Raw genomic sequence first — 18421 nt, forward strand, 5'->3', positions numbered from 1 at the left:
CGGCGCGACGCCGGCAGCGGCCACCGCCGGCTCTCCCACCAGCGGCAGCGCCGCCAGCACCGCACCCGCCTGCAACGTCGCACGGCGCGTGATCGTGCCGGGCTTCAGTGGCTCGGACGCCGCATCGATAGTCGGATCATCGCTGTCAGTCATTGGAGGACTCTCTTGATCGGGAAAGCTTGATCGGGAAAGCTAGACGGTGATTTCGGCACTGCAATAGCCTTGGCGGGCATGTCGCTATCCTGAACATGGGGGGCGTCCGCCTGTCCGCCCGTGCTGCATCGCGCGTGCGTGCTGCGCCCGTCATGGCGCCGAACCAGCCGGCGTCAGGCGAATGCCTTGACCGAAATGCTTTTGGAGTGGGTGTATTTCAACAGGCCTTCCATGCCGAAATCCTTGCCGAACCCGGACTTCTTGAAGCCACCCACCGGCGCGACGATGTCGTTGACGCCGAACTGGTTGACCCAGACCGTTCCCGCCTTGATCGATCGGCTTGACCGCATCGCGGTAGCCAGATCGCGCGTGTAAAGCGCGGCCCCCAGGCCATAGTCGCAATGCTCCGCCAGCGTCAGCGCCTCGTCGATGCTGTCGAACGGCTGTACCGCCAGCACCGGCCCGAACACTTCCTGCTCGACGATCGGGTTGTCGACGGCCAGGTTGTGGACCAGCGTCGGCTCGAAGTAGAAGCCGTCATCCTGGATGGCGGCGCCGCCGATCAGGATCTCGGCGCCCCTGGCGGTTCCCTGGCCCAGGATGGCGGTGATCCGGTCGCGCTGCTTGCGCGACAGGATGGGGGCGAGCGTCGTCGCCTTCGACCAGGTCGGGCCTGCGACGACGTCGCCGACCAGCCGGCCGATCCGATCGATCATCTCGTCGGCCACCGTCCGGTCGACCACCAGCCGGGTGCCGGCGTAGCAGATCTGGCCCGCATTGCGGACCACGGAACTCGCGATGATGCGCGACGCCGCGTCCAGATCGGCGTCGGCGAACACGATCTGCGGCCCCTTGCCGCCCATCTCGAGCGAGACCGGCTTCGGCCCCGACAGCGCGGCATCGGACATCACCTGCCTGCCCGTCGCGGTCGAGCCGGTGAAGCTGACGTAATCGACATCGGGATGCGTCACGAGCGCGTGCCCGGTCTGCCCGCCCGTGCCGACCAGCACCGCCAGGTGATCGGCGGGGACCCCCGCCTCGATCGCGAGCTGCGCCACCCGCTTGATCGAATAGGGGGTGAACTCGGACGGCTTGAGGATCACGGCGTTGCCCGCCGCGAGCGCCGGCGCGATCTTGGTGGTCGCCAGCAGCAGCGGCACGTTCCAGGGCGAGATGCAGGCGACGACGCCATAGGGCTCGCGCACGCCCAGGCTCCAGGTATCGTGAGCGGAGGAATAGATCTCCCCCTCCACCTTGTCGATCATCTCGCCGTAGTAGCGGATGATCGCGACCGTGACCGGGATGTCGCGGGTGGCGACCTCGGTCGCCAGGCGGGTCGACACCAGCGACTCCACCGCGACGATCTCCGTCGCATTGGCCTCGACCAGGTCGGCCCACCTGCGAAAGACCTGCGCACGCTGCCGCGGCGGCGCGTCGGCCCAGACGCCGGTCGCATGGGACCTGCGCGCCGCGCGCACCGCCCGGTCCACCTGATCGGCGGTGGCGCCGCGCTCGCTCGCGGCGACCTGGCCGTCGGACGGTCGGACGATCTCGAACTCGTCGCCTTCCCCGGCGACGAAGACGCCGCCGACGAGGCTTCCGGGCGTCAGGACGACCTGGTCCGGAACGAACAGGAGCTCGTCGCCGATCACGTTTCGCGGGGTGCTCATGATTTCAAGGGACCTTTTGACAGCTGGACGGATAGCACGGCACATGGTCCGGACAGAAGACACGCACGCCTGACCGACAGGCCGGGAGTTTCCCCATGAAGCTGACCCAGCTGCGAGATCTCGCCTCGATCGCGGAGACGGGCGGCTTGCGCCGCGCCGCCCGCCGCCTGGGCCTGTCGCAGCCGGCCCTGAGCCGCAGCATCAGGGAGCTGGAGGACGAGCTCGGGGTGAAGCTGTTCGAACGCTCCGTCGCCGGCATGGAGCTGACGCAAGCCGGCAAGGCGTTCGCGACCCGCGGACGGGCGGTCCATCGCGATCTCGAACGGGCGCGCGAGGAAGTCTTTCAATACAACAGCATCAACGTCGGCGAGGTATCGATCGGCTTGTCGAGCGCGGCCCATGTCGCGCTGCTGCCCAGGGTGGTCGTGCCGTTCAGGCGGCGTTTCCCCAAGGTGAAGCTGCACATCATCGAAAGCCTCTTCCCCGCGCTCGATGCCGGCATCCGCGACGGCTCCATCGACTTCTACGTCGGACCCGTGACCACCCGGAAACTGGGAAGCCGGATCAAGGTGGAGCCGCTGTTCGACAATTGCCGGGTCGTGATCGGGCGCAAGGGTCATCCGCTTGGCCATGTGACGTCGCTCGACGGGCTTGCGGGCGCCGAGTGGGTGATGACGTCCGCGACCGCCGGCGGCGACATCGACCTGCGGCCGATCTTCGACGAGCGCGGCCTGCCGCCGCCCGTGGTCGCGGTCCGGACGCAGACGGTGCTCTCGACGATCACGGTGGCGGCGTCGTCCGACCTCCTCACGATCCTGCCGCAGCAGTGGCTCAGCTTCGGTCGCCTGACGGGTCTGCTCGCGCCGATCGACGTGGCGGAACGGCTCGCCGCGCCCGGGATCTGCATCGTCGGCCGGGCGACGCTCCCCCTGACGCCGGCGGCGCAGCATCTGAGCGACCTGTTCCACCGGGCGGCGATGAACCAGTCGGACAGGCCGTGACGCCGGGGCGGCGGTATCGGAGGATCCGGTCTCCATCGATCAGTTCCGGAAGACGACCGTCTTCGCCCCGTTGATGAGCACGCGATCCTCCAGGTGATAGGCGACGCCGGCCGCGAGCACCCGGCGCTCGATGTCGCGACCCTTGCGCACCAGATCGTCGGGCGTGTCCGAATGGGTGATCGGCTCCACGTCCTGCGCGATGATCGGGCCTTCGTCGAGGTCGCCGGTCACGTAATGCGCGGTCGCGCCGATCATCTTCACGCCGCGCGCGTGCGCCTGGTGATAGGGCTTGGCGCCCTTGAACCCCGGCAGGAAGCTGTGGTGGATGTTGATGCAGCGGCCGGAGAGATAGGCCGACATGTCGTCCGACAGTATCTGCATGTAGCGCGCGAGCACGATCAGGTCGGCGCGCGTCTCCTCGACGATGCGCTTCACCGCCGCTTCCTGGTCGGGCTTGGTCGCCGGAGTGACGGGGAGGTGGTGGAACGGGATGTCGCCGATCATCGAGACATGCATCGCCGTCCGCGGATGGTTGGAGACGATGCCCACGACGTCCATCGGCATCTCGCCGATCCGCATGCGGTAGAGGAGGTTGCCGAGGCAGTGATCGAACTTCGACACCATCATCAGCACGCGCTGGCGGTGATGGGGCGAACGCAGCTTCCAGTCCATGCCACGCTCCTGCGCCAGTGGGGCGAAGCGTTGCCGAAGCTCGTCCCCCGACGCCGAACCCTCGCCCGGTTCGAACAGGACCCGCATGAAGAAGCGATTGTTGCTCTGGTCGTCGAACTGCTGCGCGTCGACGATGTTGCCGCCCTGCGCGGCGATGAACCCGGCCACATCCGCGACCAGACCGGGACGGTCGTCGCACGAAAGGCTGAGGGTGTAGAGGTCCTTCATTCCCGTTTTCCTTGGTCGGCGTAGAGGTCAGCGACGGGCGGGCGCCCCGTCGTTCGTCGCCCGATAGTCGTTGATCCAGCCGATGGTCTTCTCCACTCCGCCGAACGGATAGAAGTGGAGCCGGACGTCGCCATGCGCCGGCTGCAATCCGTCGGCCAGCGCCTCGATCAACCGGTCGGGTCCCGCCGTGCCGAGGAGCTTGGTGATCGACAGGCCGTATTTGCTCATCACGCTTGCCGACGCCCCGACCCCGCACGTCGCCGCGAAGCGCAGCAGGGTCTTGATGCCGGCCGGGCCGGGAACGCCGATCCGGACAGGCGCATCGATGCCGCGCGATCGCAGTTCGGTCAGCCAGGCGAGGAACGGCGCTGCATCGAACCCGAACTGCGTGACGATCAGCGTCGTCATGCCGCGCGCCCTGATCTCGGCATCCTTGTCGCGCAGCGCGGCCCAGATCGCCGCCTGATCCATGACCGGGTGGCTCTCGGGATGGCCGGCGATGCCGATCGTCCGGAAGCCGTTCCGCTCGAACAGTCCCGTGCGCAGCAGCGCCATCGTGTCCTCGAACGGTCCGGCGGGAACGGGCGGATCGCCGGCGACGAGGAACATGCGCCGCGCGCCGGCCTCGGCCGCCGCTCGCGACACCATGACCTCCAGCTCGGCCAGCGACCCGATCCGGCGCGCGGAGAGGTGCGGCATCGGTTCCAGCCCGAGGGAGCGCACCAGGGTCGCGGCGGCAATGCGCTGGTCCATCGTCTCCGTCGCCAGGAACGTCACCGCGACCGGCGCGTCCGCCGCGATCCCCGGCGCCGCCCGGCGCAGCGACTCGACATCCTTGGCCGTGATCTCGATCGAGTAATCCTCGATCAGCCGGGTCGTGGATGTCGTCGGGATCGCAGAGGTCTCCACGATGCTCATCTTGCGTTCCTTGTTCCGGCGCGCATCCTGTCGGAGGTCGCCGTGTCCTCGCGCCTGCGGCTCGATCGCCGGACCTGCCGGGTCGACGCTACGCGGCCTTGCCTATGCCTTCCGCCTTCATGCGGCGGACCGCCTCCGCATAGGGGGCGGGCGCGACGGTCGCGCGAACCTCGAACTGGCGGTGCCGTTCGACCTGGGGCTTGCGCGAGCCGCCGTCGGGCTCGCCCCAGACCAGGGTGACCTCGGTGCCGATCGCGGCGTGCTCGGCATCGACGACGGCGAGCGACACCATGTTGTCCTCGTTGGCGGTGTAGCCGCAGAAACCGGCCATGCCGACCAGTCTGCCGTCCGGGTCGCGCACCGCGTCCGTCTGGGGAAAGCCGTAGGACGCGACCGGATATTCGATCTTCTTGTACGGCAGGTCCGGCCCGTCCTGCGACGCGTTGATCGCGGCGACGTCTTCCCGGTTCCACACCAGGGTCACCTTGGTCCGGTGCGGCTGGTCGACCATCTTCTCCAGCGCCTCGCGGCCGACGAAGTCATGGTCGAAGCGCATCGGCCGATTGACGCCGATGTCCCATGGCGTGACGTAATAGTCCTCGATGTCGGGCAGGCGCAGGCTGCCGCTGAGCTGCGCCTTCGCCGCCCAGGACGTGCCGGGCAGCCACTCGCGGAACGCCTTCAGCTTGGGATCGGTATAGACGGCGGGCAGCGGATAGGCCCACCAGCCGCCCTCGCTCGGCGAGCTGAAGTAGGCGAGGCGGCCGGCCGGCGTCAGGCCGTATTTCTCGCCCACCTTCATCAGTGCCTCGCGCACCTTCGGCCCGTCGGCATAGGCGCCCGACAGCTCGACGCCCTTGTGCCCCGCCATGCCGTGGCGCAGCGCCATCACGTCGCACCCGGCGATCTTCACCCGCGCGGTGCGGAAGAACGGGATCTCCGGCGCGGCGCCCTCGACGACCTCGGTGAAGATGTGCTCGGCGTTGGGTCCGTCCATGCCGAAGCGGAAATTGGTGCGGCCCTCGGGACCGTCCGGGTTCTGCGCCGTCTGGAGGTCGCGCCTGACGGTCACGTCATAGCCGCCGGTCTCGGCGTTGAACGCGACCCAGTCCTGCAGCTGCATGCCGCTGATCAGCTCGAAGCTGTCCTCGCCCAGGTAATGCAGGACGCTTTCGCCGATCACCTGGCCGTTGTGGTTGCAGCAGATATACTGTTTGGCGCGACCCGGCTGGTAGTTGGCGAAGCTGTTGATGCCGAGGTACGTCAGCAGCTTGAGCGCGTCCGGACCCTGCAGGAACAGCTCCGGCATGTGGTGCGCCTGATCGAAGAGCACCGCCGTCTCGCGCCAGGCGTGCTGTTCGTCGCGCCAGCTGGTGAACTCCGCGGGGACCGGCGAGGCGCTCGGGCGATTGCGCGCATGGGGCGACGATGGATTGTTGGCGAAATACTCAACCAGGTCGGGAACCGATGTCACCAGCTCTTCCAGCGAACCATATTCACGGTCTTCGATCATCGGGACGGCCTTTCGACGAGTTGCTTCTACCGGACGCCGCGTCCATCCGACGATGAAGCGGCATTGGAAATCAGGCGGTCGGGACGGTCCGCCGACAAGCCATGGCCGGAAACCGGTCCGCTTTCGGCGACGGGCGATACGCACGGACCACGCCTGTCCCGATGGCGGTTTCGGGTCGCGGCCTGCCGGCCCCGGCCCGCTCCTCCGCGCCTGCGATCCGCTAGCCCATGTCTTACCGGCATGGGTGATGGCATTTTCGCTCGCATGTTGCCAGAACCGCGACATGAAGCTGACCCAGATCCGGCACCTCGTCGCCGTCGCCGACGGCGGTGGCTTGGGACCGGCCGCGGCCGCATCGGGCGTGTCGCGGCAGGTGCTGTTGCGGAGCATCCGCGAGATCGAGCAGGAACTCGGCACCGCCCTGTTCCGGCATGGCGACAGGCCGGCAGCCCTGACGCCGGCGGGGGAGATGTTCGTCCGGCGGGCCGCGGCCGCGCTCGCCGATCTCGGCCGGGCGACGGACGAGATCCACCAGACTTCCGGCTCGTCGGGCGGCCTCGTCTCGCTCGGCCTGTCGGCGGACGCGCACCATCCGGCGTCGGCAGGGGTCCTGGCCGCCTTTCGGGCGCGGTTCGGCGACATCCGGCTGCGGATCGTGGAGGGCAGTTTCGAGGCGCTGGGCCGGGAGGTTCGCGACGGCGTTCTGGACTTCTACATCGGCCAGGTCTGGCTGGACCGGCCGACGGACGGCCTCAAGATCGACAGGCTTCACGACGTCGCCCGCAGCATCGTCGTCCGACCGGGGCATCCGCTCGCGGGCGCGACCTCGCTTGCCGAGCTTGGGCAGGCGCGATGGATCGCGTCGTCGCGATGCGAACTCGACGCGGTGTTCGGGAAGGCCGGTCTCCCCCGTCCGCGCATCGAGACGGAGGCCGGAACCGGGCTCGGCATGCTCTCGGCCGTCGCCGCTTCCGACGCCGCCCTGATCGTGTCGGCAAGCTGGTTGCCGCTGATCGAGCGGACAGGTCTGGCGACCGCCCTGCCGCTGGAGGTGCCGCTAGACGCGTTGCCGATCCATGTGGCGACGCGAACACGGCTTCCCCTGACGCCCGCGGCGGCCTACCTCAAGGCCTTGATCGTACAGGCATCCAGCAGTGTCCGGCCGCTTGCCTAGCGTGCGATGACCGGCCACGGTCGCGCCGGTTCGCCCGGACCGGACGTCCAGGGCCACAAAGGAGGTCGTATGAACAGGTTGACCGGGCGCACCGTGATCGTGACGGGCGCGGCGCAGGGTATCGGTGCGGCCTATGCCATCGCGCTGGCCAGGGACGGCGCCAACGTCGCGGTCTGCGACATCCTCGATCCCGCCGCCACCGTGGCCGCGATCGAGGAAGCCGGCGGCGAGGCGTTCGGCCATGTCTGCGACATCACCGACGCCGCTGCCGTCGCCGGGTTCATCGCCGCGGTGATGGAGCGGTTCGGCGCCATCACCGGCCTCGTCAACAACGCGGCGCTGTTCGCGACCTTGCGGACCAAGCCGATCGAGGAGGTCTCGTCGGAGGAGTTCGACCGCGTGTTGCGCGTCAACGTGCGGGGGACGTTCGAGATGATAAAGGCCGTCCTGCCGGCGATGCGCGGCCAGGGCTATGGCAAGATCGTCAACATCGCCTCGGGGACGATCTTCAAGGGAACGCCCTTCATGGTCCCCTATGTGGCGTCGAAGGGCGCGATGCTGGGCCTCACCCGATCCGTCGCGCGGGAGGTCGGCGGCGCCGGCATCTGCGTCAACTGCGTCGCCCCCGGGCTGACGATGAGCGAGGCGCTCGGCGACAACCCCGATTATTCGGGCGATCTGGCGACCGCCACCGTCAAGTCGCGCTGCCTCCCCCGCGATCAGATGCCCGAGGATCTGACCGGCATCGTCTCGTTCCTCCTGTCCGCGGACAGCGACTTCATGACGGGTCAGACGGTCGTGGTCGATGGCGGGTCGATCATGCATTAGGCGGCACCCCGGCCACCAGCCACACCGCCGAGCCGCCGCCCCGCGCCGATCGCCGCGCGCGACGGCGGCCTTCGAGGGTCCGGTCCGCCGCGGGGATTGTCGAGGCGCGGTGGACCGCGAGCCGGCAACCGGTCCCGAGCTTGGGACCCCCGTGCTACCGGGCCGTCGTCCGCGTGAGGCTGTCGGTCCGGCGAACGCCGTTCTGCCAGGCGATGAACCCAAGCCACAGCAGGATGAGGATCGACGTCGAGCTCAGCGCACCCGGCGGCACGAAGCGCGCGACGAAGCTGTAGAGGAACAGGATGGACCCGGCGAGGACGCCCGTGATCCTGACGGGCAGCGAGCCGCGCAACGACACGGTCACGATCCAGATGCCGGCGAAGATGTGACCCCCGTAACGTTCGGAATAGGCGATGTTGTGCTCGACGTTGTCCATCGTCATCACGCCTGCGGCGATATCGAGCAGGAGCCAGCCGTATCCTGCCGCCTTGGCCCATTGCGGCGCCTCCAGCCTCGAGACCATGAGGAACAGGGCGAGATGGAAGAAGATACCCGGATAGTTGATCCACCAGACGCCGGGAGCGACCGCGAACGACACCATGACGGGAATGAAGAACGCAAGCGCGGCGATCGCGAGCACGCGCGGTGAGATGGATGGATGGAGATCGGTCATGGCTTTGTCCCGACGGAGGAAGGGCGAACGGAGCGGCCGGATACCGTATCCGGACACGGCGAAAGGCACGGGGCGGCCCGGGACAGGTGGTTCAGCCCACCGACCGCGGCGCGGGGTCCGTCAGTTCCCAGAAACCGGCTCCGGTGATGGATTGTGACGTGACACGAACTGCTCGAAGCTGGTCGGCGGACGACCGAGCAGCCAGGTGAGCACGTTGGCGTTGCCGATGAAGTCGTGGCTGCTGTACCGGTCGGTCAGCGATCGGCCCACGGAGGCCTCGTGCGGCATGGTGTCGAGGTCCTGGTCGCCGAACAGCCCCTTCAGATAGGCGTCGGGACCGATTTCCTCGACGGCGATCGTCTTGCCCAGGACCCTGCCGATGATCTCGCCCATGTCCCGGGCCGTGTACCGCCCCGCCGCGACGAGTTCGTACGTGGCTCCTGCATGACGTTCGCTGTCGACCAGCACGGACGCCGCGACGTCGGTCACGTCGCCGATGTCGACGAGCGACTGATGACGGTCGAGCGACCATCCCGCCCTCAACACCCCCGTCTCGAACACGCGCGTGAAGCGCCGCGGCGCCATGTAGATGGTCGGCTGGAGGATCGTGTATTCCAGCCCGGACGAGACCAGATACTCCTCGATATCGCGTTTGATCTCGTGCTGGACGAGGTCGGTGATGATCGCATGGAGCACCGAGCTGAAGACGAAATGCCCAACGCCTTCCGCCTTGGCCGCGTCGATCCACGCCAGTCCCATCTCCCGCTCGCGCGGGTGGATGCCGGGACAGACGTGGTAGACCTTGTCGACGCCGCGGATCGCGCGCGCGATCACGTCGGGCTGGCTGATGTCGCCGACGACGACGTCCTTCACGCCGGCGGCGCGCAGGTCCGCGGCCGACGCCTCCGACCGCACGCAGGCGCGCACATCGAGGCCCTGCGCGATCAGCTTGGGGACCAGCAGCTTGCCTTGCTGGCCGTTGGCGGCATTGACGAGGATCATCACGGGCTCCGGATCAGGTTAAACGCATCGCGCCCGGCTCGGCCGCTCGGCGGGGTGGGCAACGATGAAACCGCGAACAGGGTATCGTGCCGGAGCCGAAGCCTCCGGCGCGACGACCTCGCGCGACCCGGGCGGGGCGCGTCCGCGCCGACGCGAGCCCGCGCGATGGCCGGCCTGTCGGTGCGGACGCGCTTCCACCCGTGCCTCCATCAAAACTTGGCGGACACCCGGCCGCCAAAGGTACGTGGCGGGGTGGTGAACGCCGAGAGCACCCCGCCGAACGCGACGGGAGCCGCGAGAAGCCGGTGGTTCTCGATGTTGCGCACGAAGCCCTGGATGGACCAGCGACCGTCCGCCGGCCCGAACGACACCTGTCCGTTCGTGGTCCAGCTCGCCCGCTGGAGCTGCTCGGTCGCATAGTCGAAATAGGTGTAGCGACTGGTCTTGTACGCCGTGTCCGCGCCGAACACGAGCTTGTAGTCGCCCACCGGCACCGTCTGCGAACCGCCCAGGTTCAACGACCATTTGGGCGAGTTGTACGCCGGCAGGCCGGCGCAGTTGACGTTGAAGAAGGGGACAACGCCGAAAAGAGGAGCCTGGTTCGACGGCGACACGGCGCAGTTCGTGTATGGATAGCCGAGCGTCGTGTAGGTGAAGCTCTTCGCCTTGGCATCCAGATACTGGACGTCGGCGTTCAGCTCGGTCGTCTTGGTCACGAGCACCCGACCCTCGGCCTCGACCCCCTTGATCTCCGACCGGCCGATGTTCTGGGTATAGCTGCCGGGACGGTTCAGCGCGTCGACGGCGGCGTGGGCGATCTGCTCGTTGTTGTACTTCCAGTAGAAGCCCTCGACGTTGAGCTGGACACGGTTGTCGAAGAAGCGGTTCTTCGAACCGATGGTGAACGCCGTCAGCGTCTCGGGCTGGTACGTCTCCAGCCCGACCGCGTTGTTGAACCCGCCCGACCGGAAGCCGGTCTCGACGCTGCCATAGAGCAGCGAGGTGGGGGTCAGGTCGAACTCGAGCGCGCCACGATACGTCACCTTGCGGTTGGTGAGCTGGTTGTTGAAGAAGATGTCGGTCCGCGCGATCGTCGTATTGGGCGTCGGTCCGGGGACGCGGCTCGGCACCACCGCCGACGGGCTCTGCCCCGGGATCGCGAACGGCAGCGCCTGATAGGAGGTGATCGTCGGCGGCAGGATCGCCGTCGGGCAGGTGAAGCCGGCGTTGCACGTCTCCGCGATCGTGATGCCGTGCGCGTAGAACTCCTTGTGGTCGTGCGTGTAGCGCACGCCGCCGACCAGGCGCAGCCGGTCGGTCAGGTGCGCCGTCAGGCGCAGGAACGGAGCATAGGAGTCGGTGTTGACCCGCGTCGGATCCTGGAAGTTCTCGCTGGTGGCGCTGGCCACCGTGCCCGCCTGAAGCTTGGCGTTCTCGTTGTAGTAGAAGAAGCCGAGCGTGTAGTCGAACAGGCTGACCTTGCCGGCGAAGCGGGTCTCGACGCTGTACTGTATGTCCTTCTGGTTATTGGCGATCGGGAAACCGCCGCCCGCGTTCCGGTTCACCACCTGGTCGAAACGCACCGCCGGGATGACCGTGAGCACGCCCTTGCCGGTGTCCCATTCGACATCGGCGTTGGAGCCGTAGAACGAGCTGTTCTGGTACAGGCTCGGGAACGGGTCGTACTTGCGGCCCGCGATGGCGCTGTTGCGCGACGTCTCGAACGCCTGCGACGCCGGCGACAGATTGCCGTCCGATCGCGGGATGTTGGTCGGCGTGACGACGCAGTGGGGCGTCGCCCCCGGCGTCGTCGGGGTCGCCGCCGAGCAGGCATAGGTGTTGAGATAGCTGATCCCCGAACCGACCCCGCCCAGATGCGAATAGTCGAAGGCGACGCGGGCGGTGATCGCCGGCGTGAGGTTCGCCTTCGCCTGGATGCGCAGGCCCTCCGACTTGTCGTCCGACGTCCCGTCGCTGTAGAAGCCGTCGCGCCGATCGACGACGCCCGAGATGCGTACCGCGCCGTTCTCGCCGATCGGGATGTTGACCGCGCCTTCCGCCGCGAACGCATTGTAGTTGCCGTAGGACACCGTGCCATAGCCGCCAAGCTGGCCGATCTTGGGCTGGGTGGGCAGGACGTTGATCGCGCCCGCCGTCGCGTTGCGGCCATAGAGCGTACCCTGCGGACCCTTCAGCACCTCGACGCGGTCGAGGTCGAAGAACAGGGTCGACGTGGCCGTGAGGCGGCCGATGTAGACGCCGTCGTAGTTGAACGCGACCGCCGGATCGCTCGTCACGGAGACGGAGAAATTGCCGACGCCGCGGATGAACGACGTCGCCGAGGGGCCGACGTTGGCGATGGTGAGCGCCGGGACCAGCTGGTTCAGCCGCTCCGGCTGCGTGATGCCCGCGCCCGTGATGCCGGCGCCGCTCACCACGCTGATCGCGATCGCGGCCTTCTGCGAGCTTTCGGAACGGCGCTGCGCGGTGACGATCACGTCCTGGATGCCGGTCGATCCGCGTTCCTGCGCAACCGCCCCGACGTCGGAGCCGGTCTGGACGCCGGACGCTCCGTTGGCGGGAACCGCGCCGCCGGCGGCGACCGGGGGCTGCCCCGTGGCGTCCTGGGCCATCGCCATCGCCGGCATCATCCCGGCAAACATCGCCGTGCCGGCCAACAACATGTTACGCATCCTGATCCCCTCCTAATTCGTTCGGACCTTCCTGGCGAAGGCTTCGTTATCCGTCGTGCCGATACGTTTCCGAACCGGCAGGGCGCGCACTATCCGGCGATTTTTCGCGGACAGCAATCTGTCTCGCGCCGCGGCAGGTGCGTCGTCCGCCCCTGCGGTCGAACATATCCTTTAACGTGAAATGTAATCGGCCACCGCTGTAAGCGCGCAGCTCGAAAACAAGCGAGATAGAGAAATCGAAGCGTTGATAGCCCGATCGTATCGCTGGTCGCGGGCGACCGGGTGACCGCCATCCTCTACACACGCCCGGCTCCGCGTGACAGCCGTGAAAATCGATGGCGTTACCGGCGACGGGGCTCTGCGATAGGGGCTCTGCGCGCCCGTCCCGTGGCTGTCCGGCAAGCGCGGAACGTGGAACGTCGATGACGAAGGCCGCTCGATGCCGCACGGCGCAGCGGGACGAGGGAACGGGCGGCGGCGATGGATGTCCCGCGTCCGCCGCCAGCGCCGCCCGGTCGTCCAGGCGCGCGTGCCTAGCGCGCCTGCGCCGCCTGCGGCGCGGACCTGCCCGGCAGCATCCGCAACAGGACGCCGTCGCCCTGCACGAACTGGTGCTTTAGCGCCGCCGCGATGTGGAGAAGGATCAGCGCGCCGAAGAGATAGGCGAGCAGCACATGGGTGGTGCCAAAATTGCCCTCGATCGCCAGCCGGACGGGCATCGGCTGGTCGTGGACGAACCCGATGTGCGCCAGCGGGATGGTCTTGTAGAGCAACGTCGGCAGGTTGAGCGCGCTGGCGGACACGATCACCCACCCGGTCAGCGGCATGATCAGCATCAGGGCATAGAAGCTCCAGTGCGTCGCAGTCGCCGCGAGCCGTTCCCACCGACTCATCGACGCGGGATAGGGCGGGGGCCGATGCGCGAGACGCCACGCCACCCGCAGGACGCTGAGCGCGAGGACGGTGATCCCGACCGATTTGTGCAACTGGAACTGCGAGAAGCGATCAAGCCCGGCGATCCGGTTCATGTGCCAGCCAAGATAGATGTTGAGCAGGATCAGCACGGCGATCGCCCAGTGGAACGCGATCGCGCCCAGCGTATACCGCCGCGCCGGCCGGGGCGGGTTCATGGCAGCGACGCTCGCCATGGGTCAGCCGTGCCTCGCTGCGATGTCGATCGCGAGCTGGACGTTGAAGGGGACGGTGTCGGCGGTGGCGAACTGGCCCTGGCCGACGCCGAAGACGTGCCGGTCGATCGTCGCCGTGCCAGTCATCCGCGCCTGGTTGCCCTGGATCCTGAGGGTGAACGGCAGGACGAGCGGGCGCGTGACGCCGCGCATCGTGAGCGTCCCGACGGCCTGGTAATGGCCGGCGCCCAGGTCCTTGAACGTCCTGGACGCGAAACTGACCTGCGCGAACTTGCGGGCCGCGAACCAGTCCTCGCCGGGCAGGGCCTCGTCGCGATCGCTGCTGCCCGTGCGCGCGGAGGCCATGTCGACCCTCACCAGCACGGAGGATCCGGGGAGGTTGCCGGGATCGAAACGGATGTCGGCATGCCAGCGCGCGAACATGCCGGTGAACGGCGCACCGCCAACGCTGCTCTGGAAGCGGAGGTGCGACGCCGCCATGTCCACCGCCCAGACGGGCGGCTGCGCCACCGTCGCCGCGGACAGGGGAGCGAACCCGGCCGGCACCACCGCGGCAAGCATCGTCAACGCTCCCGCAAAGCTCGACAGCTTCTTCATCCGACATACTCCGAGACGTTGAGGACGCAAAATCACCATTCGATCGATCACACGAAGCCGACCCACCGTCCAGCGACCACGACGCCGATCCAGAAGGTCAGCGACAGGCCGGCGGCGGCCCGAACCGCGCGGGGAGTGGGCACCAGGCGATCCCAGTCATGCACGATGCGCCACGCGCCGCGATGGAACACCACCATGTTTATACCGGCAAGCACAAGAAGCACCATCTTGATGCGGAACGGGACGTTGCCATAATATTTGGTGGCCGCCGATACGAACATCAGGGTGCCGGTGATGGCGGCCACGACGAACGCGCTCCACGTCCAGGGCAGCGTCTCGTCCGACAGCTGCATCGCCCCCAGGTTCCTGTTGGCGAGGCCGAGCAGCCGCAGGTCCAGCAGCACGATCGAGCCGACCACCAGCGTCAGCGCGAGCACGTGAACGGTCTCGATCGTCGGGAAAAGCCACTCGGACTCGGTGATCTTCACGGCAAGCGGGGTAGCCTCGAGCCAGGTGCAGAGCGCCAGAACCGTCCCGCCCACGCTCATGCCTGTCCTCCGGCATAGGCGATCCACCGCCCGCAGACGAGCACGCAGACCCATAGCGCCAGCGACATCAGGGCGCAGGCGCGGATCGCCGAACGCCGGCCCGGCGACAGATCGCGATAGCGGCGGTCCTCCAGCAACCGGCGGACCGGGGCCGTGAACAGCGCCGCCCCCACGATCAGTCCCATCTTCGTCCAGAAGATCCAGTTCAGCAGCTCGCGGGAAGGCTCCGCCATGACCTGCAACAGCCCCGTCGCCAGCAGCACCGCGAGCGCGCCCCAGATCCATGGGTAGAACCGCGACGTCAGCCCGCGCATCGACTGCTCGCGCCCCAGGAAACCGGCGAGCCTGAGGTCGAGCATGCCGATCGACGCCATGACGATGCCGATCGCCAGGATATGGACGCTCTGCAACATCGGGACCGTCCAGTTCTGACCGGCGATCATCGTGCTGAGCGACGTCCCCGCCAGCCAGTCACTGACCGCCTGCAACCTCGGCATTGATCTCTCCACCCGGGCGCCCGCGCTCGACCCCCTGTCGGGCGGCGCCTACCGCCTCGGCGCCACCACATATAGATTGCATTTGCGGCCTGCCGATACGGTGCGGTGATCGGCGTCCGTTTCCCATGCCCTGCCGTCAAGCAGCCCGGGGATTGCGGGCGCCTGAACAGGCCAGGCCTACAGATGGACGCCCACCGTCGCGCCGAACGTGCGCGGCGCTCCCGGCGCGAAGGCGAAGCTGGTCGCGACCTGACCGACCGCATAGATATACTGGTCCGTCAGGTTCCTGACCCAGAGCTGGACATCGTATCGCTTGTCGGCCGCCGTCCAGCCGAGCGACGCATCGACCAGATTGTGCGCGCCGTTGACGACGTACTGCGCCGATGTCGGGTAGGATTCGTTGTAGTGATCGTTTGCGCTGATCGTGAACGAACCGAGCCTTGTGTTGACGTTGTAAACGGCGCCGACCGTTGCCGAGACGGGCGCGGAGAATTGCGGCGTCGCTCCGGCCAGGTTGCATAGGGTGTTCACGATCGTTCCGATCGTCACCCCGCGGCTGTCGACGCGCGGCATGCCCGGCGTGGGGCAGATGGTGCCGGGGAAGTCGACGTATTTGGCGTCGAGATATTCGACGGCGCCGTTGAGCGTGAGCCCCCGGACCGGGACGAGGCTGATGTCGATGTCGACGCCGTCGACCCTCTCCTTAGCCGCGTTCAGCAGCAGGGCGTTGCCGGGCGCCGCGGGCGGGGACATCGAACGGACCTGCACGTTCTGATAGTTGTAGTGGAAATAGGAGGCGTTGAACCGCAGCCGCCGGTCGAACAGCTCCGACTTCACGCCCGCCTCCGTCGCGTACAGCAACTCGGGCGTCACCGGCGGGTTGTTGAACCCGTTGCCGTTGTACGCGCCCGACTTGAACCCGAGGTTGTGCGATACGAACAGGTGGATGTTGTCGCCGATGTCCTGCGCCAGCACGAAGCGGTACGTCAGCTTGTGGAACACCAGCTTGGTCGGGATCCCGTTGGGGAACGACGCCGCGAGCACGCCGGACGTGAACAGCGCGAAGGGCTGGCCCGGATAATAGACGATGCCGGGCGTGGTCGCGGTCGCCGCGGGTCCAAGGGTCGCCACCGAGTTCGAATAGCCCGGAAGCGGCGAGAGCAGGCCGCTTAGGGTCTTGCGCTCCGCGGTGTAGCGGAGGCCGATCGTCAGGTGGGTTCCCTTGAAGAAGCGGTACGACCCGTCGCCGAACACGGAGCCCGACAGGGTGTTGGGAAAGCCGTTGTTGCGCTGCGGCGTGCCAAGGCAGGTGGTGCCGTTGCACGTCGGCAGCGAGTCCAGCCGCAACTGGGTGTGGTCGTCGTAATAGAATGCGCCGAGCACCCAGTCGAAGCGCGACGACGACGGCTTGGACACGAGCTGGAGTTCCTCGCTGAGCGAGCGGTTCTTCTCGTAGAAGTTGCTGTAGGCGGTGGTCTCGCCGGCGATCGGCTGCCCCGGGCCGGGGCCGCCGCCGGCGAACGCCACGTCGGCATGGCTCGCCTGGAAGCCGCTGAGGCTCTGCAGGGTCGCAAAGCCCAGGTCCTGCTCGACCTTCAGCGTGCCGATATAGATGTTCGTCGGCGCCGAGGGATCGATCCGCAGCGTGCTGACATACTTGCCCTGGTATCTGGTGCCGTCGTTCGCGATCGTGCCGGGAAGCACCTCGTACGCATAGCCGAGGTCGCGGTTGTTGTAGTCGTAGATGAAGCCCGCCGTCACCTTCGTGTTCGGCCCCGGCCGCCAGATCAGCTTGGCCTGAACGCCGGTTTCATCGGACTTCTGGATATCGTGGCCGGTGACGATGTTCCTGCTCCAGCCGTCGCTCTGCTTCTGGTGGTAGACGGATACGCCGGCCGCCAGCGTATCGGAAAGCGGCGTGGAGGCGTACAGGTTCGTCGTCAGCGTGTTGTAGTTGCCATAGCCGACCGAGGCGTCGATGCGCGTCGCGTCGCCCGGATCGCGCGTTATCACGGAGATCAGGCCGCCGGTGGCGTTGCGGCCGTACAGCGTGCCCTGCGGACCCTTCAGCACCTCGACGCGATCGATGCTGTTGAACGAATAGATGCTCAGCGTCGGGTTCGCCAGGTACAGGCCGTCGATATAGACCGCCGTCTGCGCCTCGTTGAAGCCGGTGCTCGGCGAGCCGATGCCGCGAAGGTAGATGTTGTTGCCGCCCGACGGCGTGACGACCAGGCCCGACACCAGCGTCGGCAGCGACAGGACGCCCGTGACGTTGAACGCCTTGAGCGTGGAGGCGGAGACCGCCTGGATGGTGATCGGCACCGTCTGGAGGCTCGCGCTGCGGCGGGTCGCGGTGACGACGATGTCCTCCACCGACGACGCGCTGCCCGCGTCGGGGGCCTTGGCCGGCTCCGTCGCGTCGGGGGTGGTCGCCGGCGTGACCGGACTGGCCGGTTGCGCTGTCTGGGCGAGGGCGGGGCTCGCGGCGAACAACGCGGATGCCGACAGCGACAGCGCAATCTTGATGGTCATGACCTCTCCTCACCGATTTATCTTGTCGGCGCGGCACGATCGGGTTCAGCCGTCCATGCCGCGCGCGGAGAGATATCGGCGGGTCGTCTCGACGGGGCGGAACCTAGGTGGAAGGACGCTGTGGCCTTCGCTCCGTGGATATCCCCTGACGCACGTACCGGCGATCGACGTCCTCCCGCCCACTTCTTTTGAGTGGCGGGATCAGCCTGCGCTTGGTTTCCGATATCACGCGAGATTGCAAAACGGCGCCGACGATGCCTGTTCGCTATCCCAGGATTCTCGACGGCCGGGCGCGATGCTGATGCTGGATCAATGCGCAGACGCTCGCATCTCTCTTGCGCGACCAAGCTGCCCTAGTTGGACAGTGAAAAGCCGTATGCTACCTGCCGGACACCATCGACGTCCCGTGGCGATGTCGTTGCGACGGATGTGAGAGGAAGAGATGGTCACGATGCGTCCCTTGCCGAAGTCACCCTTGACGAAGCCCCGCCGGCGCGGACGGCTCGTCGCCGTCCTGCTGCTGTGCGCGGCCCCGTCGGCGCATGGCGCGCTTGCCGCCCAGGCCGCGCCG

The 18421-nt window shown here is 67.5% G+C and carries 15 protein-coding genes; 3 read left to right on the top strand and 12 right to left on the bottom strand.

Features of this window, described 5'->3' with window-relative positions; genetic code table 11:
* Positions 1–326: 326 nt before the first annotated feature.
* Entirely contained in the window at positions 327–1823 is a 1497-nt protein-coding gene (locus HUV01_RS03440) for an aldehyde dehydrogenase family protein (RefSeq protein ID WP_174296918.1), read from the bottom strand.
* 95 nt (positions 1824–1918) lie between these two features.
* Between HUV01_RS03440 and HUV01_RS03445 the strand changes: the two genes are divergently transcribed.
* On the top strand, positions 1919–2824 hold the full coding sequence (locus HUV01_RS03445) for a LysR substrate-binding domain-containing protein (protein ID WP_174296919.1): 906 nt from the start codon (positions 1919–1921) through the stop codon (positions 2822–2824).
* 39 nt (positions 2825–2863) lie between these two features.
* Here HUV01_RS03445 and purU read toward each other — a convergent pair whose 3' ends face one another.
* The 3 genes from purU to HUV01_RS03460 all read right to left on the bottom strand — a co-directional run bounded on the left by purU (position 2864) and on the right by HUV01_RS03460 (position 6155).
* On the bottom strand, positions 2864–3724 hold the full coding sequence (gene purU, locus HUV01_RS03450; RefSeq protein WP_174296920.1) for a formyltetrahydrofolate deformylase: 861 nt from the start codon (positions 3722–3724) through the stop codon (positions 2864–2866).
* 27 nt (positions 3725–3751) lie between these two features.
* Positions 3752–4642, bottom strand: a complete 891-nt coding sequence (locus HUV01_RS03455; protein WP_174296921.1) for a methylenetetrahydrofolate reductase — start codon at positions 4640–4642, stop codon at positions 3752–3754.
* An 88-nt stretch (positions 4643–4730) separates the two neighbouring features.
* A complete protein-coding gene (locus HUV01_RS03460) occupies positions 4731–6155 on the bottom strand; it encodes an aminomethyl transferase family protein (protein ID WP_174296922.1) in 1425 nt (474 codons plus the stop codon).
* 283 nt (positions 6156–6438) lie between these two features.
* Here HUV01_RS03460 and HUV01_RS03465 point away from each other — a divergent pair, with 283 nt between their 5' ends.
* Both HUV01_RS03465 and HUV01_RS03470 read left to right on the top strand, forming a co-directional pair.
* Positions 6439–7329 (top strand): LysR substrate-binding domain-containing protein, encoded by an 891-nt coding sequence (locus tag HUV01_RS03465; RefSeq protein ID WP_174296923.1) that lies wholly within the window; start codon positions 6439–6441, stop codon positions 7327–7329.
* Positions 7330–7398: 69 nt separating this feature from the next.
* Positions 7399–8157, top strand: a complete 759-nt coding sequence (locus tag HUV01_RS03470) for an SDR family NAD(P)-dependent oxidoreductase (RefSeq protein WP_174296924.1) — start codon at positions 7399–7401, stop codon at positions 8155–8157.
* Between the two features lie 154 nt (positions 8158–8311).
* Here HUV01_RS03470 and HUV01_RS03475 read toward each other — a convergent pair whose 3' ends face one another.
* From HUV01_RS03475 to HUV01_RS03510, 8 genes are all read right to left on the bottom strand, one after another.
* Entirely contained in the window at positions 8312–8830 is a 519-nt protein-coding gene (locus tag HUV01_RS03475; protein WP_174296925.1) for a hypothetical protein, read from the bottom strand.
* A 120-nt stretch (positions 8831–8950) separates the two neighbouring features.
* Entirely contained in the window at positions 8951–9832 is an 882-nt protein-coding gene (locus tag HUV01_RS03480; RefSeq protein ID WP_174296926.1) for an SDR family oxidoreductase, read from the bottom strand.
* A gap of 209 nt (positions 9833–10041) precedes the next feature.
* Positions 10042–12471, bottom strand: a complete 2430-nt coding sequence (locus HUV01_RS03485) for a TonB-dependent receptor (protein ID WP_217430892.1) — start codon at positions 12469–12471, stop codon at positions 10042–10044.
* Positions 12472–13058: 587 nt separating this feature from the next.
* Positions 13059–13673 (bottom strand): cytochrome b, encoded by a 615-nt coding sequence (locus HUV01_RS03490; protein ID WP_217430893.1) that lies wholly within the window; start codon positions 13671–13673, stop codon positions 13059–13061.
* Positions 13674–13676: 3 nt separating this feature from the next.
* Positions 13677–14270, bottom strand: a complete 594-nt coding sequence (locus tag HUV01_RS03495) for a YceI family protein (protein ID WP_174296928.1) — start codon at positions 14268–14270, stop codon at positions 13677–13679.
* Positions 14271–14317: 47 nt separating this feature from the next.
* Positions 14318–14818: a DUF6644 family protein gene (locus tag HUV01_RS03500; protein ID WP_174296929.1), complete on the bottom strand. Its 501-nt coding sequence runs from the start codon at positions 14816–14818 to the stop codon at positions 14318–14320.
* Entirely contained in the window at positions 14815–15315 is a 501-nt protein-coding gene (locus HUV01_RS03505) for a DUF6644 family protein (RefSeq protein WP_174296930.1), read from the bottom strand. The genes HUV01_RS03500 and HUV01_RS03505 overlap by 4 nt, the downstream gene beginning before the upstream one ends.
* 177 nt (positions 15316–15492) lie before the next feature.
* Positions 15493–17850 carry a TonB-dependent receptor gene (locus tag HUV01_RS03510; RefSeq protein ID WP_174296931.1) on the bottom strand — a complete coding sequence of 786 codons (2358 nt, stop codon included), beginning with the start codon at positions 17848–17850 and terminating at the stop codon, positions 15493–15495.
* Positions 17851–18421 lie beyond the last annotated feature (571 nt).

It is taken from the genome of Sphingomonas bacterium (assembly GCF_903643035.1).
Lineage (GTDB): Bacteria > Pseudomonadota > Alphaproteobacteria > Sphingomonadales > Sphingomonadaceae > Sphingomonas.

Excerpts from the sequence above, each read along its gene's own strand:
- HUV01_RS03495 (WP_174296928.1), bottom strand. The coding sequence starts at position 14,270 with ATGAAGAAGCTGTCGAGCTTTGCGGGAGCGTTGACGATGCTTGCCGCG.
- HUV01_RS03475 (WP_174296925.1), bottom strand. The coding sequence starts at position 8,830 with ATGACCGATCTCCATCCATCCATCTCACCGCGCGTGCTCGCGATCGCC.
- HUV01_RS03510 (WP_174296931.1), bottom strand. The coding sequence starts at position 17,850 with ATGACCATCAAGATTGCGCTGTCGCTGTCGGCATCCGCGTTGTTCGCC.
- HUV01_RS03465 (WP_174296923.1), top strand. The coding sequence starts at position 6,439 with ATGAAGCTGACCCAGATCCGGCACCTCGTCGCCGTCGCCGACGGCGGT.
- purU (WP_174296920.1), bottom strand. The coding sequence starts at position 3,724 with ATGAAGGACCTCTACACCCTCAGCCTTTCGTGCGACGACCGTCCCGGT.
- HUV01_RS03470 (WP_174296924.1), top strand. The coding sequence starts at position 7,399 with ATGAACAGGTTGACCGGGCGCACCGTGATCGTGACGGGCGCGGCGCAG.
- HUV01_RS03485 (WP_217430892.1), bottom strand. The coding sequence starts at position 12,471 with ATGGCGATGGCCCAGGACGCCACGGGGCAGCCCCCGGTCGCCGCCGGC.
- HUV01_RS03445 (WP_174296919.1), top strand. The coding sequence starts at position 1,919 with ATGAAGCTGACCCAGCTGCGAGATCTCGCCTCGATCGCGGAGACGGGC.
- HUV01_RS03480 (WP_174296926.1), bottom strand. The coding sequence starts at position 9,832 with ATGATCCTCGTCAATGCCGCCAACGGCCAGCAAGGCAAGCTGCTGGTC.
- HUV01_RS03505 (WP_174296930.1), bottom strand. The coding sequence starts at position 15,315 with ATGCCGAGGTTGCAGGCGGTCAGTGACTGGCTGGCGGGGACGTCGCTC.
- HUV01_RS03460 (WP_174296922.1), bottom strand. The coding sequence starts at position 6,155 with ATGATCGAAGACCGTGAATATGGTTCGCTGGAAGAGCTGGTGACATCG.
- HUV01_RS03500 (WP_174296929.1), bottom strand. The coding sequence starts at position 14,818 with ATGAGCGTGGGCGGGACGGTTCTGGCGCTCTGCACCTGGCTCGAGGCT.
- HUV01_RS03490 (WP_217430893.1), bottom strand. The coding sequence starts at position 13,673 with ATGGCGAGCGTCGCTGCCATGAACCCGCCCCGGCCGGCGCGGCGGTAT.
- HUV01_RS03455 (WP_174296921.1), bottom strand. The coding sequence starts at position 4,642 with ATGAGCATCGTGGAGACCTCTGCGATCCCGACGACATCCACGACCCGG.
- HUV01_RS03440 (WP_174296918.1), bottom strand. The coding sequence starts at position 1,823 with ATGAGCACCCCGCGAAACGTGATCGGCGACGAGCTCCTGTTCGTTCCG.